This is a genomic window from Bradyrhizobium genosp. L (genome assembly GCF_015624485.1).
Classification (GTDB): domain Bacteria; phylum Pseudomonadota; class Alphaproteobacteria; order Rhizobiales; family Xanthobacteraceae; genus Bradyrhizobium.
This window is the reverse complement of record NZ_CP061378.1, coordinates 6,156,385-6,172,291: the sequence shown is the minus strand read 5'-3', so window position 1 is coordinate 6,172,291 and position 15,907 is coordinate 6,156,385. Positions and strand designations below refer to the sequence as shown.

20 protein-coding genes are annotated in these 15,907 nt (G+C 61.7%); 11 read left to right on the top strand and 9 right to left on the bottom strand.

Going from position 1 to position 15,907, the window contains the following annotated elements; all coding sequences use genetic code 11:
• Window positions 1-36 precede the first annotated feature (36 nt).
• From IC762_RS29405 to IC762_RS29390, 4 genes are all read left to right on the top strand, one after another.
• Window positions 37-669: a PAS domain-containing protein gene (locus tag IC762_RS29405; RefSeq protein ID WP_195785651.1), complete on the top strand. Its 633-nt coding sequence runs from the start codon at window positions 37-39 to the stop codon at window positions 667-669.
• The gene (locus IC762_RS29400) at window positions 581-1,189 is read left to right on the top strand and encodes a PAS domain-containing protein (protein WP_195785650.1); all 609 of its coding nucleotides are present in this window, start codon (window positions 581-583) and stop codon (window positions 1,187-1,189) included. Before IC762_RS29405 ends, IC762_RS29400 begins: the two co-directional genes overlap by 89 nt.
• Window positions 1,177-2,205: an efflux RND transporter periplasmic adaptor subunit gene (locus tag IC762_RS29395; RefSeq protein ID WP_433995856.1), complete on the top strand. Its 1,029-nt coding sequence runs from the start codon at window positions 1,177-1,179 to the stop codon at window positions 2,203-2,205. Before IC762_RS29400 ends, IC762_RS29395 begins: the two co-directional genes overlap by 13 nt.
• Window positions 2,206-2,310: 105 nt before the next feature.
• The gene (locus IC762_RS29390; protein WP_195785649.1) at window positions 2,311-2,628 is read left to right on the top strand and encodes a hypothetical protein; all 318 of its coding nucleotides are present in this window, start codon (window positions 2,311-2,313) and stop codon (window positions 2,626-2,628) included.
• Between the two features lie 169 nt (window positions 2,629-2,797).
• Here IC762_RS29390 and IC762_RS29385 read toward each other — a convergent pair whose 3' ends face one another.
• The gene (locus IC762_RS29385; protein WP_246801287.1) at window positions 2,798-4,081 is read right to left on the bottom strand and encodes a tyrosine-type recombinase/integrase; all 1,284 of its coding nucleotides are present in this window, start codon (window positions 4,079-4,081) and stop codon (window positions 2,798-2,800) included.
• A 347-nt stretch (window positions 4,082-4,428) separates the two neighbouring features.
• On the opposite strand from IC762_RS29385, the gene IC762_RS29380 reads away from it, so the two are divergent.
• The 4 genes from IC762_RS29380 (at window position 4,429) to IC762_RS29365 (ending at window position 8,933) form a co-directional block, all read left to right on the top strand.
• Window positions 4,429-4,734 carry a hypothetical protein gene (locus tag IC762_RS29380; RefSeq protein ID WP_246801286.1) on the top strand — a complete coding sequence of 102 codons (306 nt, stop codon included), beginning with the start codon at window positions 4,429-4,431 and terminating at the stop codon, window positions 4,732-4,734.
• A 228-nt stretch (window positions 4,735-4,962) separates the two neighbouring features.
• Entirely contained in the window at window positions 4,963-7,362 is a 2,400-nt protein-coding gene (locus tag IC762_RS29375; protein WP_195785647.1) for a hypothetical protein, read from the top strand.
• A gap of 301 nt (window positions 7,363-7,663) precedes the next feature.
• A complete protein-coding gene (locus IC762_RS29370; protein ID WP_195785646.1) occupies window positions 7,664-7,981 on the top strand; it encodes a hypothetical protein in 318 nt (105 codons plus the stop codon).
• Window positions 7,982-8,252: 271 nt separating this feature from the next.
• Window positions 8,253-8,933: a ParA family protein gene (locus IC762_RS29365; RefSeq protein WP_195785645.1), complete on the top strand. Its 681-nt coding sequence runs from the start codon at window positions 8,253-8,255 to the stop codon at window positions 8,931-8,933.
• A gap of 179 nt (window positions 8,934-9,112) precedes the next feature.
• On the opposite strand, the gene IC762_RS35630 is transcribed toward IC762_RS29365, so the two are convergent.
• The 3 genes from IC762_RS35630 to IC762_RS29355 form a co-directional block, all read right to left on the bottom strand.
• Window positions 9,113-9,247: a hypothetical protein gene (locus tag IC762_RS35630; protein WP_283816293.1), complete on the bottom strand. Its 135-nt coding sequence runs from the start codon at window positions 9,245-9,247 to the stop codon at window positions 9,113-9,115.
• 126 nt (window positions 9,248-9,373) lie between these two features.
• Window positions 9,374-9,523 carry a hypothetical protein gene (locus IC762_RS29360; RefSeq protein WP_195785644.1) on the bottom strand — a complete coding sequence of 50 codons (150 nt, stop codon included), beginning with the start codon at window positions 9,521-9,523 and terminating at the stop codon, window positions 9,374-9,376.
• 135 nt (window positions 9,524-9,658) lie between these two features.
• Window positions 9,659-9,952 (bottom strand): DUF4282 domain-containing protein, encoded by a 294-nt coding sequence (locus tag IC762_RS29355; RefSeq protein WP_195785643.1) that lies wholly within the window; start codon window positions 9,950-9,952, stop codon window positions 9,659-9,661.
• Between the two features lie 179 nt (window positions 9,953-10,131).
• On the opposite strand from IC762_RS29355, the gene IC762_RS29350 reads away from it, so the two are divergent.
• The 3 genes from IC762_RS29350 to IC762_RS29340 all read left to right on the top strand — a co-directional run bounded on the left by IC762_RS29350 (window position 10,132) and on the right by IC762_RS29340 (window position 11,439).
• On the top strand, window positions 10,132-10,590 hold the full coding sequence (locus IC762_RS29350) for a MaoC family dehydratase (protein ID WP_195790333.1): 459 nt from the start codon (window positions 10,132-10,134) through the stop codon (window positions 10,588-10,590).
• Between the two features lie 60 nt (window positions 10,591-10,650).
• Window positions 10,651-11,133, top strand: coding sequence for a MaoC family dehydratase (locus IC762_RS29345; protein ID WP_195785642.1), 483 nt, complete (start codon window positions 10,651-10,653; stop codon window positions 11,131-11,133).
• Between the two features lie 162 nt (window positions 11,134-11,295).
• Window positions 11,296-11,439 carry a hypothetical protein gene (locus IC762_RS29340; RefSeq protein ID WP_195785641.1) on the top strand — a complete coding sequence of 48 codons (144 nt, stop codon included), beginning with the start codon at window positions 11,296-11,298 and terminating at the stop codon, window positions 11,437-11,439.
• 96 nt (window positions 11,440-11,535) lie between these two features.
• On the opposite strand, the gene IC762_RS29335 is transcribed toward IC762_RS29340, so the two are convergent.
• The 5 genes from IC762_RS29335 to IC762_RS29315 all read right to left on the bottom strand — a co-directional run bounded on the left by IC762_RS29335 (window position 11,536) and on the right by IC762_RS29315 (window position 15,792).
• On the bottom strand, window positions 11,536-11,673 hold the full coding sequence (locus IC762_RS29335) for a hypothetical protein (RefSeq protein WP_195785640.1): 138 nt from the start codon (window positions 11,671-11,673) through the stop codon (window positions 11,536-11,538).
• A gap of 193 nt (window positions 11,674-11,866) precedes the next feature.
• Entirely contained in the window at window positions 11,867-12,298 is a 432-nt protein-coding gene (locus tag IC762_RS29330; RefSeq protein ID WP_195785639.1) for a hypothetical protein, read from the bottom strand.
• 152 nt (window positions 12,299-12,450) lie between these two features.
• The gene (locus IC762_RS29325) at window positions 12,451-13,443 is read right to left on the bottom strand and encodes a hypothetical protein (RefSeq protein WP_195785638.1); all 993 of its coding nucleotides are present in this window, start codon (window positions 13,441-13,443) and stop codon (window positions 12,451-12,453) included.
• Between the two features lie 246 nt (window positions 13,444-13,689).
• Window positions 13,690-14,124 carry a nuclear transport factor 2 family protein gene (locus IC762_RS29320; RefSeq protein WP_195785637.1) on the bottom strand — a complete coding sequence of 145 codons (435 nt, stop codon included), beginning with the start codon at window positions 14,122-14,124 and terminating at the stop codon, window positions 13,690-13,692.
• 375 nt (window positions 14,125-14,499) lie between these two features.
• Window positions 14,500-15,792, bottom strand: coding sequence for an IS4 family transposase (locus IC762_RS29315; protein ID WP_210338395.1), 1,293 nt, complete (start codon window positions 15,790-15,792; stop codon window positions 14,500-14,502).
• Between the last annotated feature and the right edge of the window lie 115 nt (window positions 15,793-15,907).

Sequence of the window (15,907 nt, the reverse complement as noted above, 5' to 3'; positions counted from 1 at the left end):
CTAGGATCGACGTTGGGTTCGGGCATCGAGAGACCTATGTCAAACAGTGACAACAGAGTACTTGCGGATCCGGAACAACTGCGAGCCACGCTGAATGTGATTCCAGCGTACACATGGTACGCGACCTCGTCCGGCGGGCTTACCTTTGTGAACAAGCGGACGGCGGACTACCTTGGTCTTCCGCAAGATCATGCCTTGCGCTTCGGCATCGATACCGGCGCGGCGTGGGACGCCCATATCCCGTTCTTGCATCCTGATGATCACGACGAAACCCGCAAGGTCTGGTCAACCTGCCTGCGCACAGGCGAAGCAGGTGAAGTAAGTTTCCGAGCTCGCAACGCGCAGGGGGGCTACCGCTGGTTTCTCAGTCGCGCCGAGCCGCTCCGGGCCAGCGACGGGACCTTGCTGCAATGGGTCGGGGTGAACCTGGATATCGAAGAGCTCAAACGCGCAGAGCATGCTCTGATGCGAAGTGAGGCCTACTTGTCCGAAGCGCAGAAGCTGACGCATACGGGCAGTTGGGCTTGGGATCCGCGCTCCGAAAAGGTCCTGCTCCGAGGAAATGTTCCGACTTTTCGGATTGGATCCGCGGGAGAGCGTACCATCTCGAGACAATTTTCGACAGCAAATCCACCCCGAGGATCGCGATTGGGTAAAGGAGAGATTTGAGAAGGCGCTTCGCGAGAGAGTCGATTCCTTCGCCGAGTACAGGGTTCGTCTGCCAGACGGAACAGTCAGGCACGTTAATGCCTCAGGTCATCCGGTTCTCAGTGACGACGGCGAGCTCATCGAGTTCATCGGCACTGCAACCGACGTAACGGAACGCAGGCATGCCGAGGATGCACTGCGGCAGAGTGAGCTAACGCTCCGTGAAACCATTCAGACGATACCTGCCCTTGTTTGGAGAGCGAGGCCGGACGGCGACATCGACTACGTCAGCAGAGGTTTGCTCGAATACCTTGGATCACCCGTCGAGGAGATCATCGGTTGGGGGTGGATGGACAAGGTTCATCCGGACGACATCGCGTTCAAGGTAGAAACCTGGTTGCGCAACCTCGAAGCCACGGCGTCGCACGCCGCCAATTGCCGATTTCGAGGCGCAGATGGTGCCTATCGATGGTTCAACGTGCGTGGCGAACCATTGCACGACGCTGAGGGTCGCGTGCGGCGATCCTTGTGGCGCTTCTGACGTGGCAGCGATATGTGATGGCTCCCTGGACGCGCGACGGCACGGTGCGCGTGCAAGTCGCCAATATCGCGCCACAGATATCGGGACAGATCGTCGACATACGGGTCGCCGACAATCAGTTCGTTCACAAGGGCGATGTACTCTACACCGTCGACCCGTTCGACTTTGAAGTCGCCCGGCTTACTGGCGCTGCAACCCTGCGGCAGCGAGCAGCCGACCTCCAGGTCAAGCAGCTCCAGTCCGAGCGCCGCCAGCACCTGACTGATCTGGCGACCACGCCGGAGGAACAGCAGATTTATGCTGGCAATGCCGTTCAGGCTAAAGCTGCGCTTGATGTCGCGCAACAGCAGCTCGCGCAAGCCGAGATCAATTTGCGAAGAACCAAAGTGTTAAGTCCCGTGAACGGCTATGTCACCAATATGCTGATGCGGGTCGGCGATTTCGCGCACGCGGGAACGAGCAATATCTCGGTCATCGACGCGGACAGCTTCTGGATCGATGGCTATTTCGAAGAGACCAAGATGGCGCTGGTTTGTGTTGGCGATCATGCCGAGGCGAAGTTGATGGGTTATGCTCAGCCGATCATTGGCCATGTCAGCACCGTCACTCGAGGCATCAGCGCATCGAACGCGGCGTCGGGGGCGCAAGGATTGCCAAATGTGGATCCGGTCTACACCTGGGTACGGCTCGCTCAACGCGTGCCCGTTCGGATCGCCATCGATCGGATTCCGCCTGGCGTCCCATTGGTTTCCGGAATGACCGCGACCATCACGGTTGGGCAGGAAACAGAGGGAATTCACCCATACTGGATCGGCCGCTTGCTGCACAACGCCGAGGATCAAGTCGCCGATCTCTTCACCGGGGCGCAGCCCCGTCCAAATTGCCTGCCCGTTACAACCCCGGAACTGGCGCAACCAGCAACCATTCCTGTCGAAGTCGCGCCGGAGGCAAAGTCCGCCGAGCAGATCATTCCCGGACTGGCTCCCGGCATGAACGCGCCGCCGCGTGAGCGCTGACTGCAAAGGCGTTGATCAATCGGCAGAGCCTTAAGCCCGGTTGTCCGCGCTCCACTACCGCTTCGCGCTGACTACGCCTGTCGATGTGTCCGCAAGGGACGGACCGTGACCGAACGCTTCGCTGGCTGGTCATGGGTGGCGAACCTTCATTTGGAAATGGCCGCTAGGCTATTGATATCATTGGATACCAATTCCGTCAGTTTTTCCAAATGCGCTTTGAAATCATTGAAAATCAAGCAGGTTTTGATTCCGCCATTCGGTTCGGCTCCTCGTAGCGGTGCGGCCTTCACGGCTCAAATGGCTACCATCAGCGAATGTCGGCATCGGTGGTTGCGTCTCTGGGATTTGAACTATTCGAGCACTATTCTGGGGGCGAAGAATTGCGCGTGGATGGCGGCCTTTGACGAGCTGTCAACAGGCTGATTCGCGCCTTAGGCTGCCCGCCGATAGGAAAACAGGGCATCCAAGATAGTGGGTCTAACAATGTAGCGGTCCCCCGCTACCATGCGTGACCCACTATCCCCAAAAGTGGGTTTTGGACTGTAGCGGTCTCCTGACTCGAACCCCCGACCGCTCGCGGGCCGGCCTTGAACTAAGAATGGACCCCGGTAGCCTCTTGGGAGAAACCAGGATGAGAGAGGCCGGCGCCGGCTATCACAGTGTCAGCACGTCCAGGCTTTTGGGCTGGTAATGCTGCGACGTGTTCTGCCCAGCGTTTAAGCGCTTCGCGCATCTCGGCCGCATACCGGGCGCGGTTATACACCCCGGCAACGCCCGCCCGGTGGCCGCTGACGTGGTTTAGGATCGCCTCCACGATGTGTGGCAACACGCCAAGCCGGTCGGCCATCACCGTGGACGCAGATCTCCGAAGATCGTGAACTGTCCAATGAGCCAGAGGTTCGCCCAAGGCTTCCGCGATGCGCGCATCAAGCGCCGTCTTCGACTTCGACCAGCCGGAGAACCCACGATGCGGGTCACCGATGCGTCGGGGACCGTCACCAAATAGGAAGTCACGGCCGTCCCGGCGGGGTGGGAGCAGGGCCAATGCGGCGGGAACCAATGGCAGCAAGTGCTCGCGATGGTTCTTGGTCCTGGCGCCTGGCAGTGTCCAGAGCCCCGAACTGGTATCAAGTTCGGCCCATTGCATACTGCCTACCTCATCACGGCGTTGGGCTGTGAGCAGCAACAAGCGCACAATGCGACCGTAATCGTCGTCGCCACAGGCCCGCCAGACTGCAGATAGCTCCGTCTCCGTGAGGACCCGTTCGCGGCTTCCCGGCTGGGCGGGTCGATTAGTGCCGAGAACGGGATTAGCGGGAATGTCGAGACCTTCGCGAATAGCCCAGTTGAACATTGACGACAGGGCTGTGCGGGCGCGTGCTGCTGAAACCGTTCCATGACCTGATGAGAGGCCAGCGACACGAGCCGCGATATGACGCCGGGTGATCTGGAAAACGGAGATCGAATGCAGGGGTTTCCAACTGACCAATAGGTATCGTTTAATTTCTGAATGGGTCGTGGGTTTCAATCTTTGTTGGGCACTCCGGAGATATTGATCCGCGATTGTCCGGAGCGTGTCAGCTGCCTGCAGGCGCGCCTTGGCTTTCTCGTCCGCCGGGTCTTTGCCATTGGCCACCAGGCCCAAAAGCCGCTTGGCCTCCTTGCGTGCCAGCTCGGGCGTCCACGGAGCACCGTGAGGACCGATGGTGACGAAGCGCTGCCGACCGAACACTCGGTACTTGAGGACGTAAGTCGCCTGGTCGCGCTGACGCCGAACGCCAAAGCCCCGGACCGCTTCACGATGGTCTGCGTCCCAAATAATCTGGCCCGGCTTGAGGGCTTGCACTGCTCGGATCGTTATACTCGAAACCGCCATTGATCGCCTCTGTAGCTACCACGTAGCTACCACCATAGCGCCAATTGCAGCGCGGGCAAGGCGGGGGACGGCGAGCTTATTCGTTGATAGTGCTGCTATTTTCGTATTATTGGCGAGAGTAGCGTAGCACCGGCGGAGCCCTTGTTGTGTCTGTGGAACAGGAGGTCGGTGGTTCGAGCCCACCCAACTGTACCATCCAAAGCACCGGCCGACACGCCGCTCGCGGCACGTCACGCGTGTCATCTCGCCCGCTTGCACTTCTCCCTCCCTTCACCCACACTCCCCGCGAAACGACGTGTTGGGGGACGCGCATGGGGATATCGGGTTCGAGGACATTTTCGTTTGCGTTGACGCTTTCGCTGGCAGCCGGCATCGCGCTGCTGCCGGGCACGTCACAAGCCTACACGGCCGATCAGCAGCAGGCGTGCACGCCGGATGCGTTCCGGCTTTGCAACTCTGATATCCCCGACGTCGATCGTGTCACGGCCTGCATGATCAGGAACAAGGCGCTGTTGTCGCCGCAGTGCAGGGCGTTCTTTGGGCCCGAACCGCGCGAAGTCGTCGAGCGTCCTGCGCGGCGACCGGTTGCGGAGAGGCACAGGGTCGTCAAGCCGCGCAAGCCGAAGAAGTCGGCGAAGCCGGCGGCGCACTGACGAAGCTTTCCATCCTTACCAAACCTGCCGGCACGTCGGTTCTGATCGCATCAGAGCCGATGCTGTGATGGCGGCTGCCGCACCGCACTAGCCGCGGTCACCTGCGCGCCCGTCGTCACCCGCCCGGGTGATGACATCGCATGTCCGCGCATCTTGAATGCCGCTTCATTGGCGGCTCATTGCCTGGCTTTGCCGCACCGGCGATTTCCGACTGCGTGGAGAATTGGGATGACCACGGTTTCCTATTACATCGCGAACGTCAAATCGGAGTTCGACGGTTCGATCAATGCCAACGTCTTCCAGGGATCGGAGGTGGCGCCGTCGCTGGCGACGCTTGGCGACGGCTCGATTGCCCTCGGCTATGGCTACTACCCGGCGTCGTTCGAAACCATCCTGAACAGCATTTTCGTCAATCGCTTCAATTCCGACGGCTCGCAAGCGGCCGGCTACGGTGGCAGCGACATCAGTTCGTATTCCTTCAATCCGGCACTCCTCAGTCTGCCGGGGACGAACAACTACATTGCCGTTTGGATGAGCGACTTGTCGGGCAGTTATACCGGCTTCGGTATTTACACGCCGTCGGGGACAGGTAGCGCGGGCTACGACCACGTTTTCAGCAAAGAGGGCATACTGCCTGTCGCGACCGGTTCTAATTCATCCGATCGTCTCGCCGCGTTGCCCGGCAACAAGCTTGCTGTCCTGACGGCCGAGGACGGTCCAGCCCAGATTTCGATCGTTGGTTATGATAGCGCCTACAATTTCAGTTTGGTGACGCACTGGCAGGTCGGGGATGGCGCGGGCTACATCGATCCGACCTCGCTGAATTTTGCCGTTCTCAGCGGTGGCAACATTGTCACGACCTTTACGGAATCCAACCAGAATGGCGCGCATAACGCCTTCATGGAAATCGACACCGCAAGCGGCGCAAGAGTTCTCGCACCGACAGCGCTGAACAACCTCGGCGGCCTTTCCAACTCGAATATCGTCGCGCTGAAGGACGGTGGCTTCGCTATCGCCTACGTGCAGCCGGCAAGCGGGTCCGCTGCCAATCTTCATCTCGCTTTCTACACTGCAACCGGCGCGCTTCGCGGTGATCAGACGGTCGGGACGGTTTACACCAGTAACCACATCGACCCGGCACTCTCCCTCCTGTCCAACGGCTTTCTCGACCTGACCTGGGTCAGCAGCACGCTTGCCGGCACGCGGGATGCGAACGACAACATATCGGCTGCGATCTTCGATCCCACCGCCATGACCAAGGTGGCAGGCGCCGACCTCGAGACACAGGACGGGACGCAGTACCAGCCGGCGGTGACCGCGCTTGCCGGCGGACAATTTGCGACCGCATGGACCGACCTGAACACCGCCATCGCCGACGGCAATACCGATCCGGGCGGGTCGCACATCGGGATGCAGATCGATGGGCTGGTGCGGGAGACCATCGGGACCAACGGCGTCAACGAAACGCTGCGGGGTGACTCGCTGTCGGACGTGTTCACCGGCGGCCACGGCCCCGACACCTTCGTCTTCAGTCCGGGCAGCTCGGCCGACACGATCCTCGATTTTACCCATGGTGAGGACAGGATCTATCTCGCCAACTTTTTTTCGCTGCACAGCTTCAATGACGTGCTGAACAACACCCATCCCGGTTCGCCTGCGACGCTCACGCTGGGGGCGGACTCGCTGACGCTGTACAACGTCGACAAGACCACGCTGACGGCCGCCGATTTCATCCTGGCGCGACAGAAGGCCGATTTCGACGGCAACGCCCACAGCGACCTGTTGTGGCAGAACGACAACGGCATGGTGTCGATCTGGAACAACGGCCAGATCAACCAGGCGCACGTCATCGCATCGGCCGGCAGCATTCCGAGCGGCTACCACATCGCAGGTTCGGGCGATTTCGACGGCAATGGCCAGAGCGACATCCTCTGGCACAACGACAACGGCACGGTAAGCATCTGGGACAACGGCGCGATGGCGAGCGCCCATGTGGTCGCTGGCGCCGGCGTCGTGGCGCCGAGCTGGAGCATCGTCGGAACCGGGGATTTCGATGGCAACAGCCGCACCGATATCCTCTGGCAGAACACCAACGGGTCCGTGTCGATCTGGAATAATGGCGACATCAACGGCGCCCGCGTCATCGCCGGCGCAGGGACGGTCGACAGCAGCTGGCACATCGCCGGCGTCGGCGATTTCGACGGCAACGGCCAAAGCGATATTCTCTGGCGCAACGACAACGGCATGGTTTCGATCTGGGACAATGGCGACATCAGCAAGGCGCATGTCATCGCCGCGGCCGGGGTGGTAGCGAGCAGTTGGCACATCGCAGGGGTCGGCGATTTCGATGGCAACACCCAGAGCGACATTCTCTGGCAGAACGACAATGGATCGGTGTCGATCTGGGATAATGGCGCGATCGCCAGCGCGCATGTCGTGGCCGCCGCGGGCGTCGTCGACGGCAGCTGGCATATTGCCGGCACCGGCGACTTCGACGGCAATGGCCACAGCGACATCGTGTGGCGCAACGACAACGGGTCGGCGTCGATCTGGGACAATGGCAACATTGCGAATGCGCACGTCATCGCCGCCGCAGGCACCGTCGATCCCGGCTGGCACATTGTCTAGCGCGTTTTCGAGCGAAGTGGATACCGGTTCGCGTGAAGAAAACGCGTCAAAACAAAAAGCTAGAGCTTCGGTTCTGATTCAATCAGAACCGAAAATGCTCTAGCGCGGGATCAAGGGGCGACGAGCCGGCGTGGCGGCGCTGACCTCCGCGACGCCTGCGCGTTGGTTCATCTGGCGGTCATTTCAAGGCCGCCATGCGCGACAGACTGACGCCTTGTGACGCTGTCACGCAGCATCATCTGCCCGGTGTGCGCTTGTTGCGAATTCGGTTTCGCATTGCGCGCACGGATGGAGACGACGCGTGAGCGACTTTTACAAGCAGGACATCGATCGGCACTTCGCCTGGTTCGAGGCAAAACTTCCGCCGCGGCCGGCGCGCTTCGTCGCCTGGCTGCGCAGGCCGTCGTCGCGCTATGTGCGGATTCCGCTCGCGATCCTGCTCATCCTCGGCGGCATTTTCTCGTTCCTGCCGGTGCTCGGGCTCTGGATGCTGCCGCTCGGACTCCTTTTGTTCGCGCAGGATGTGCCATTGCTGCAGAAACCCACCGCGCAATTGCTCGGCTGGATCGAACGCAAATGGGCGGCGCGCGAGCGCGCCAAGGCTGCCGAAAAACGCTAGCGCCGCATCGCGCGCACTTGTCCGATACTTTGAGATCGCGCAGCAGCGTGTTGTTTTGACTCGGCTTCTCGCATGAAGCGCGCGTTGCGTTTCACAGCGAACACCGCGCCGCCGCTGCTTCCATTTGCGGTTGTGTCGTGTGCAGAGTGTGACTCAAAAGCCAGAATGCACCGCTAATCTTGGCTACTTTGCGAATTGCAAGATTTTTTTCTTTCGCGAATCAACGCGCTGATTCATTTTCGCCGCCTGGGGTCAATGAGGAGGCCAAGGTATGAACGTTATTGTTTTCGCTTCGCGTAAGGGGGGCTCGGGAAAAAGTACCCTGGCTGCTCACCTTGCCGCGCAAGTGCACAAGGCAACGAAGCCCTGTCTGCTGATCGACGCCGATCCGCAGGGCTCGTTGACTCTCTGGCACAAATTGCGTGGCACCAACGAACCGCCGATCAAGACGGCGGTCAACTCCGTCAGCGGCATCATCGCGCAGGCCAAGCGTGACGGCATCGAGTGGGTGTTCATCGACACGCCGCCGAACCTCTCGTCCGTGGTCGACGATTCCATCAAGAACGCGACGATGGTGATCATTCCGGCGCGGCCCGGCGTGTTCGACGTCAACGCAGTGCAGGAAACCATCCAGACCTGCCGTTCGATGCGCAAGCCCTATGCGGTCGTGATCAACGGCGCACCGGCACAGCGCGACAACGCCGAAAGCCCGATCGTTGCGATCGCGCGTGAAGCGCTGGCCAAGTTCCGTGCTCCGGTGTGGAGCGGCCAGATCACCAACCGTGCCGATCTCCTGATGGCGCTCGGGCAGGGTGAAGGTGCGCGTGAATACTCTTCGGAAGGCCGCGCCGCCGCCGAGATCAATCGGTTGTGGGCCGCGATCGAACGCTCGATCAAGGCGATCCGCGGCACGGCGTCGGCCTCCGGCGCGATGCACAAGCAGGCGGCGTAATCACGCCGCCTTTGCCCGAGGTGAAGAACGCGCGGCTGCCGCGCGTTTTTTGTGCGCGCGTCATCGCGTGCGAAGCAATCCATCGTTCCACGAACGCGGATCGATGGATTGCTTCGCGGAGCCTGTCATCGGGCGCTCTTTCGCGCGACCCGTTGGCTGGCAATGACGATGTGGTGGCCTTACGCCACCATCAGCATGTAGAAAATAATCACCGGCGCCAGGGTCAGGATCACAGACCAGATGCCGACAGCCCACAAAATATCTTCAGTCGTAAAGCCCGGTTTGGCAGGACCGGACCCCACGGCAATACGCACGTCCGACTTCACGACGCCCCCGCGTTGTTTTTGTTCTTGGCAGCGAAGACGATACGCGACCGGTTTTAAGATCCCGGCCGCAATTTCGCTTGCATTTGACCACGGGTGCTACCGCGGATTAACCACTCAGGCGGCGAGCAGATGATAGGCCATGACCGGCACGAAGGCGATGACGGTGGCCCAGAACGCAAACGACGACACGATCAACACGTCGTTGACGCGTTGGGCGGTCCGGCTGCTCGGATAGCGCGGGTCGTGCTGGATGACGGTGTTCATTGGTTTCCCCCAAATTTTCTTGAGGGGCCAGCCCTACACTCAAAACGCTAAGGTCCGGCTCGCGCCGTCGCTCGACTTGGCCGCGTTGCATTCACCGGCTCTTAACCCGGAGCCGGGGCGGGCACGGAGCCGGCTTCAGCGCATGTTGCCCTGGTCGCGGATCGCGCCGAGATGCTCGTTGATGCGGAAGACGATCAGGATGAACTCGGCGACGATGCGCGAGAACACGATGCCGACGATGACGCTGGCGATCGATGCCAGCAGCAGGATGAAGCCGACGAACGGGCTGATCGCCATGGCGGAGAGCGCGGACAGGATGCCGGATATCCCGAACAGCACGATGACGCCGATCACGAGCCAGTAGAACGTCTTGATGATCGTGGGCGTGATAAACCTGTCCCACTGGAAGAGGTCCTGGAAATCGAACATCGATGCTTCTCCCCGGCAAGCCGAACGAATGATTCGTTTTAAACCCTGTCCCTGCGGCCAAGGGCTAACCTTGATCCGCCCGCCGGGCAAGCCGCGGGCGAGCCATGCGAGCGGCCGAGGTTGTGATTGCGGCAAATAACGGCCACAATCGGGCTCCCTTCCGGCTACTATCTTCATCCATGACCCAGCTGACCTTTGAAGACTTCAAGCCCGGCCGCTTCGGGACGTTCGGCCCGCGCCACGTGACGCGCGAGGAGATCATCGCCTTTGCCGCCGAATTCGACCCGCAGCCGATGCATCTCGACGAGGCGGCGGCGCAGAAATCCATGCTCAGGGGCCTGTCCGGTTCGGGCTGGCATCTCGGCTCGCTGATGATGCGGATGCTGTTCGACGGCTTCATCGGCCGCACCGCCTCGCTCGGTTCGCCCGGGGTCAACGAGATGCGCTGGATGGCGCCGCTACGGCCGGGCGACGATTTGACGCTGGATGTCGACGTGGTCGAAGCCCGCGTCTCGAAGAGCCGCCCGGCGACCGGGATCGTCACCTTCAAGGGTACCATCCGCAATGCCAAGGGCGAGGTGCTGTGCGAGATGGAATCGCCGATCATCGTCAGCCGTCGCGATGGAGCCGGGGCATGATCCGGAAAAGTGTGAAGCGATTTTCCGAGAAGATCATGCCCAAAACAGGAATCTTCCAGCATGGCGTTCTTTGAGGACATCGAGATCGGCGCGCGGCGTGCGTTCGGGTCGTTCACCTTCACCGCCGAAGACATCAAGCGCTTCGCGGCGCAGTTCGATCCGCAGCGTTTTCATCTTTCTGAAGAGGAAGGGCGCAACTCGCTGTTCGGCGGGCTCGCCGCGTCGGGCTGGCATGTCGCGGCCGTCTGCATGAAGCTGCTCGTTGCCGACGGCAAGCTGCGTTCCGCGGAGGAAGCCGCGCGCGGCGAACTGGTCGCGGTCTGGGGCCCGTCGCCGGGGTTTCGCGAATTGCGCTGGATCCGCCCGGTGCTTTCAGGCGACACCATCAGCTTCACCAACGAGGTCGAGACCAAGCGCACCTCGTCGAGCCGTCCCGAATGGGGCATTTTGCAGGCGCGTAACACCGGCGTGAACCAGCGCGACGAGGTGGTGTTCTCGTTCCTGGCCACCGCCTTCGTGCCGCGGCGCAATCCCGGTTCCTGATGTTGCCCGCGGGCATCTGATCTGTTGCAGGAAGGCCATGGTTAGCAGATTCCTGCTGCCGACCCCTGCGGTTGTGCGTTGCCTGGAACTGAATTTTTGCTAACGCATTTTGAACCTTTGTCCCTGCCTATGGATTAAGGGCAAGAACGTCAGGGGATGACCATGGCAGATCGCAGCGCGCTGAAACTGGTCGGCGTGATCTTCGCAACAGTGACGCTGGTGGTGATGCTGGCGACCGGAATGGTCGTGAAGGGCTTCGCCGACGGCAATTATTCGCTCGAGACCACCGCGAGCATCGATCGCTAGTTCAGCGTGCAGTAACCATCGACGCAGCTTGCTGCGTCCGGACCGAGTTTTCTTTTTGGGCGCGATGAGGTCATCCTCGTCGCGTTTATTTTTTAGCTACCTGGTCCAGATCAGCACCAGCACCACGGTTGCGGCCGCGAGCAGCCCGACGAACCGGATCATGATGGTGCCGACGCTCGCCTGCGGCCGGCGCAGCGGAATGGGATCGGTCTTGTCAGGTCGAATGCTCTGCATGAAGTCCTGCCCAGCCCCAAATACCGCGTAAGGTCGCCGCGTGATGACGGCTGCCATTGGTCGCGGGCTGCGCATTTAAAGTTCAAATCAAATTCTGCAAGTTGTCTGGGCAACGGACTCACAAAACAAAACCGCCGCCTCCCGATCGGGAAGGCGGCGGCTTCGTTTGACGTCAGGTTTGTGACAGCCCGGATCAGCTGTTGCGCAGGCCGTCGGCGGCGCGCTTCCACTGCGAGACGTTGTCGGCGATCATGCGGGTCGACTTCATCGCGGCCTGGCTGAGCTGGGCATAGCCGGAGATCTCGCGCTGGACGCGTTGGCCCTCGGCATGCAGCAGGTCGCGCAGGCTCTCGAGCTCGCCGATCAGCTTCTCGATCTCGGCGAGCGAGGTGCCGGCGACGCGCTGGATCAGCGAGTTGACGTTGTTGACGGTGGCGTCGGTGTTCGGCTCGACCGGCGCGGTCGCGCTCGCAGCCTCTTGGCTCGCGACCGGGCGGCGCAGATAGGCGATGTCGTTGCGCACGAAGTCGCGGATGCCGGCTTCGACCTCCGAGACCGCAGCGAGGTTGCTGTCGACCTCGGGCGTCGTCGGCTCGGCGTCTTCGGTACGGTTGGTGGCGTTCATCGGCTTTCCCCTTGTTCGCGAAGCGAAGCGCGGCTGTCCCCCGCACGACGAATTGATGAAGTTGCGGAACCATCAGTCCCGCCGAATTTGACCGCATCTGGGCCAAGTTGCGGCAATGCCTGATCTTTAGCGCGACAAGGCTAACGAACCGTTCACCATGAGCGCTTGAAGCCGGCCGAGATGCTCTTGTTCAATGTGCCCTGCGCGGTCTCGCCGACCGAGCCGGAGACGGTGACGCCATCGAGCAGCTTCTGCTCGGCGCCGACCCGGCGCAGCCATTTGTCGTCGAAGCTCGAGGTCTGGCCCGCAGTGATGCTGGTGCCGGTGTCGTTGACCGACAGGCTCGCCGACTGCTCGGTGTCGTAGCTGCGCGTGGCGCGATTGATGACGCCGGGCACCGGCATCACCGTGCCCTGCTCGGTGACGGTATAGCCGTTCTTCAGGGTCAGCGAATAATCGTCCGACAGCGGCACCTGCTTGCTCAGCGAGGTCCCGAGCTTGCTCTGCTCGGCGCCGGGATCGACACGGGCCTCGACCGAGGTCTTGTCCCACACCGAAGCCACGCCGGGGGCCGAGATCGTGGCCCAGGCCGAGCCGCCGGATTGCGGCAGGCTGCCGCCATTGGCGAGCCGCTCCGACATCTGCTCCGACGTCGTCATCGTGCCTTGCCTGGCGACCGTCATGTCGGCGCCGATCCGAGTGTCGAGGAACGGCGAGAGCGATTGCTTGACCGATACTGCCGAGGTGCCGTTGGCGTTGGTGTTGGTCGACCAGGCCGGATCGCCGTTCGCGGTATTGGCGGGCTTCGCGCTGCGCCTCGGCGCCAGTGTCGGCAGCGAGGTGGAATCGGTGTCGAGCTGGCTCCAGTCGAGCTTGCTCTCGTCGATGTCCTTCATGATGTCAGCATTGGCATCCGCCGCCGGGGCCTCGGCGGCCGGGGCCTCTGCGTCCGGCGCGGCCTCCTCGGCCGCTTCGTCGGGCTTCTCGGCCTTATCTTGCTCGACCTTGTCTTGGGCGGGCGGCGTCTGTGCGGAAGCGGCGAGCGCCGAGCCCAAATAGACGGCCAAGCCAAAGCCGGCCGCCAGCACCGGCAGCCTTGTCCGGCCAAGCAGCCTTGCCCAGCCAAATCCTGATGTCGAAGTCATTCCCAGCCCGCAAATTCCAAGCCGGCAACATGCTGATGCCGTGGTGCGAAATTGTGGCAATGGGGCCGCGAACGCAAGGGACCGACAAGAGATCGTGTGCAGGGGATCGTCATGCCCGGGCACCGCGCGAATGCCCTCGCGCAATTTCCCGGCCGCGGCCCGTTCGGGGCTGGCAAAACGGGCGCAGATGCCGGAGCAAGGCCCGGGCATGACGAACGCGTGATAACGCGTGGACCGTGCGAAAGTTCAGCCCGCCATGCGCGGCAGATGGATCGGATAGCCGACGGTCTGCTCGACCAGGTCGAACGTATCGACCAGCACGCGGAAGCTCGTCAGCCGGCCGTCCCTGAACTGCGCGAAATGCGCAATCCGCAGCGAGATCGGCTTGTTGGAGTCGAGCGCCGTCAGCGAGTAGCGGATCATCGAGGCCGCGGAGTCCGTGCCCAGCATGATCGATTCACGATCGAAGCGGTGCACCCGCACATTCTCGGCGATCTGCTTGATCACCTCGAGCACCGCCGCTTTGCCGCGGCGCGCGCCGAAAAACGAAAACAGGTCGATCGGCCCGTAGATCGCCCATTCGACCTCGTCGTCGAGCAGCGGCTCGACGTCTGAAAGCTGGCGTTCGTTGATCGCGCGATGCAACGCGCGCGAAAAACGCCAGAGGCTGTGCTCTGTCATTTTGGTGGTGGTCCTGAAGCTGGATTTTCAAAGCAAACGGCCGGCATGGGCGTCAGCGCCGACGCCGTGCCAGGTTGCTGCACATCGCTATTGCGGCCTCAGATAGACCGGATCGCCCAAAACGCAAATGACAATTTTGCAATGCACAATTGCAGGGGATTCCTTCGGAGTGTGAACCAGGTCACTTGTCGGGCAGGGAGATTCGCCCGGTCTTGTTAGGTGAGTACTCCAGTCGGGCTCCCTCCCCCCTTGCGGGGGAGGGCGGGGAGAGGGGTCCACACGGGGACTCTCTCCAGCGCCACGCGGCTGAGATTGCGAGAGCGAGACTCATCTCGCCCGGGGCCACCCCTCTCCCCAACCCTCCCCCGCAAGGGGCTAGGGGATTCCCGGATTTTGTGACTGTGTAGCAAGGGCATAGCCGTCGAGTGTTGCGGCAAGGCGGTTCCAGCCGTCGCGCATGGTCTTTGGTCCTGGAGGCTTGTAGTAGCAATTCCATCCGCCGAGACGGGCCGCGATCCATGAGACGAAGGCAAGCGAGCCGATAGGATGCGGGTTTTTCTGCCGTAGCGTTTTGCCCTCGAGCTTTTTTGACAGGTGCTCGAGCGCGACGGCGAAGCTTTCGTCAATGACATCGGTTGCCGGGCGGAGGCTGCCGTCTCTGGCATCGACAAGCTGGATCGTCCGAATCGCGCCAGCGAGCGCGATGGCGGTCAGATTAAACATCCGCTCGGCGTCGACGACTTGGCTGTCGTCGAGGGCCAAGCCGTCGCTCTTGAGGGCGCGGAAGACTTGTTCGATGCGCCAGCGCAAGCGATAGAGGCGGACGACGTGTTCAGCCTCGGTCGCACAAGTGACGGTGCGGGTCGTGAGTAGGCGCCACAACAACGGCGTCTTGCCTGACGGCGCATCGACCTCTCGTGCTTCCACCAAGGTGAGTTCGACGCTGCCGGCCGCCTCGGATTGCCCCAGACTTTGTGAGCGGGCGATGTGCACCGAGCCCGCGCGGAGTTCGACGGTCGCGACGCGCCCTTTGTCACCAGGCCCGCGCGGCGCCACGCGGACCTCGCTTCTGCTCAGCACTTCAGCACTGGCAAGCGCCCCAAAGAGCGTTCCCCCACCGAGCAAAGATCGATCCTGACCGGCGCGCACGATCAGATCGAGCCGCTCCGGTTTGCGGGCAAACAGCAGGTAAATGTCGCTTTCGCGATCGGCCACCATTGTCACCTCGGCGGCATCGGACAGCACGCTTGCCGTGGCCTGACAGCCCAACAGCCAACGCGCCGATTCCTTATCCTCGATCGCGCGATTGCGGCGCGACGTGACGCGATCCGCAGACCGCGTCCAGATCGCCGCATCGACAAGACCGACCACGGCTTCGCTTTCGATATCGACGGCAATCACTGGATGGATGAAGAAGCCAGGGGTTTGGCCATCGCCGGCAGGTCCGAAGCCCCGCCGCTTCTTGTCACGACCGCCAAAATTGATCTCGGTCGTGTCCTGGACAGCCAGAATGCGGCGACCGGCGCATTGAACCGCAGTCCGCCCGGCCAACGTTTCCACAATCCGATCGACCGAAACATGGGGCGAAGACAGAAACCGATGCACGGCCTTCTCGCCCGCGCGCGTCTCCCCCAATTTGCGTAGCACCAGCGTCCCCGCCGTCGCCACCCGCTCGATCAGCCAATCAGCCCGCTCCGCAACCCGAACATCGCCAAAAGACATCGCAGGCCTCTCGTCCAAACAGGTCGAAAGGCCTTGAATCACATTCACAAACTCCGGGGAA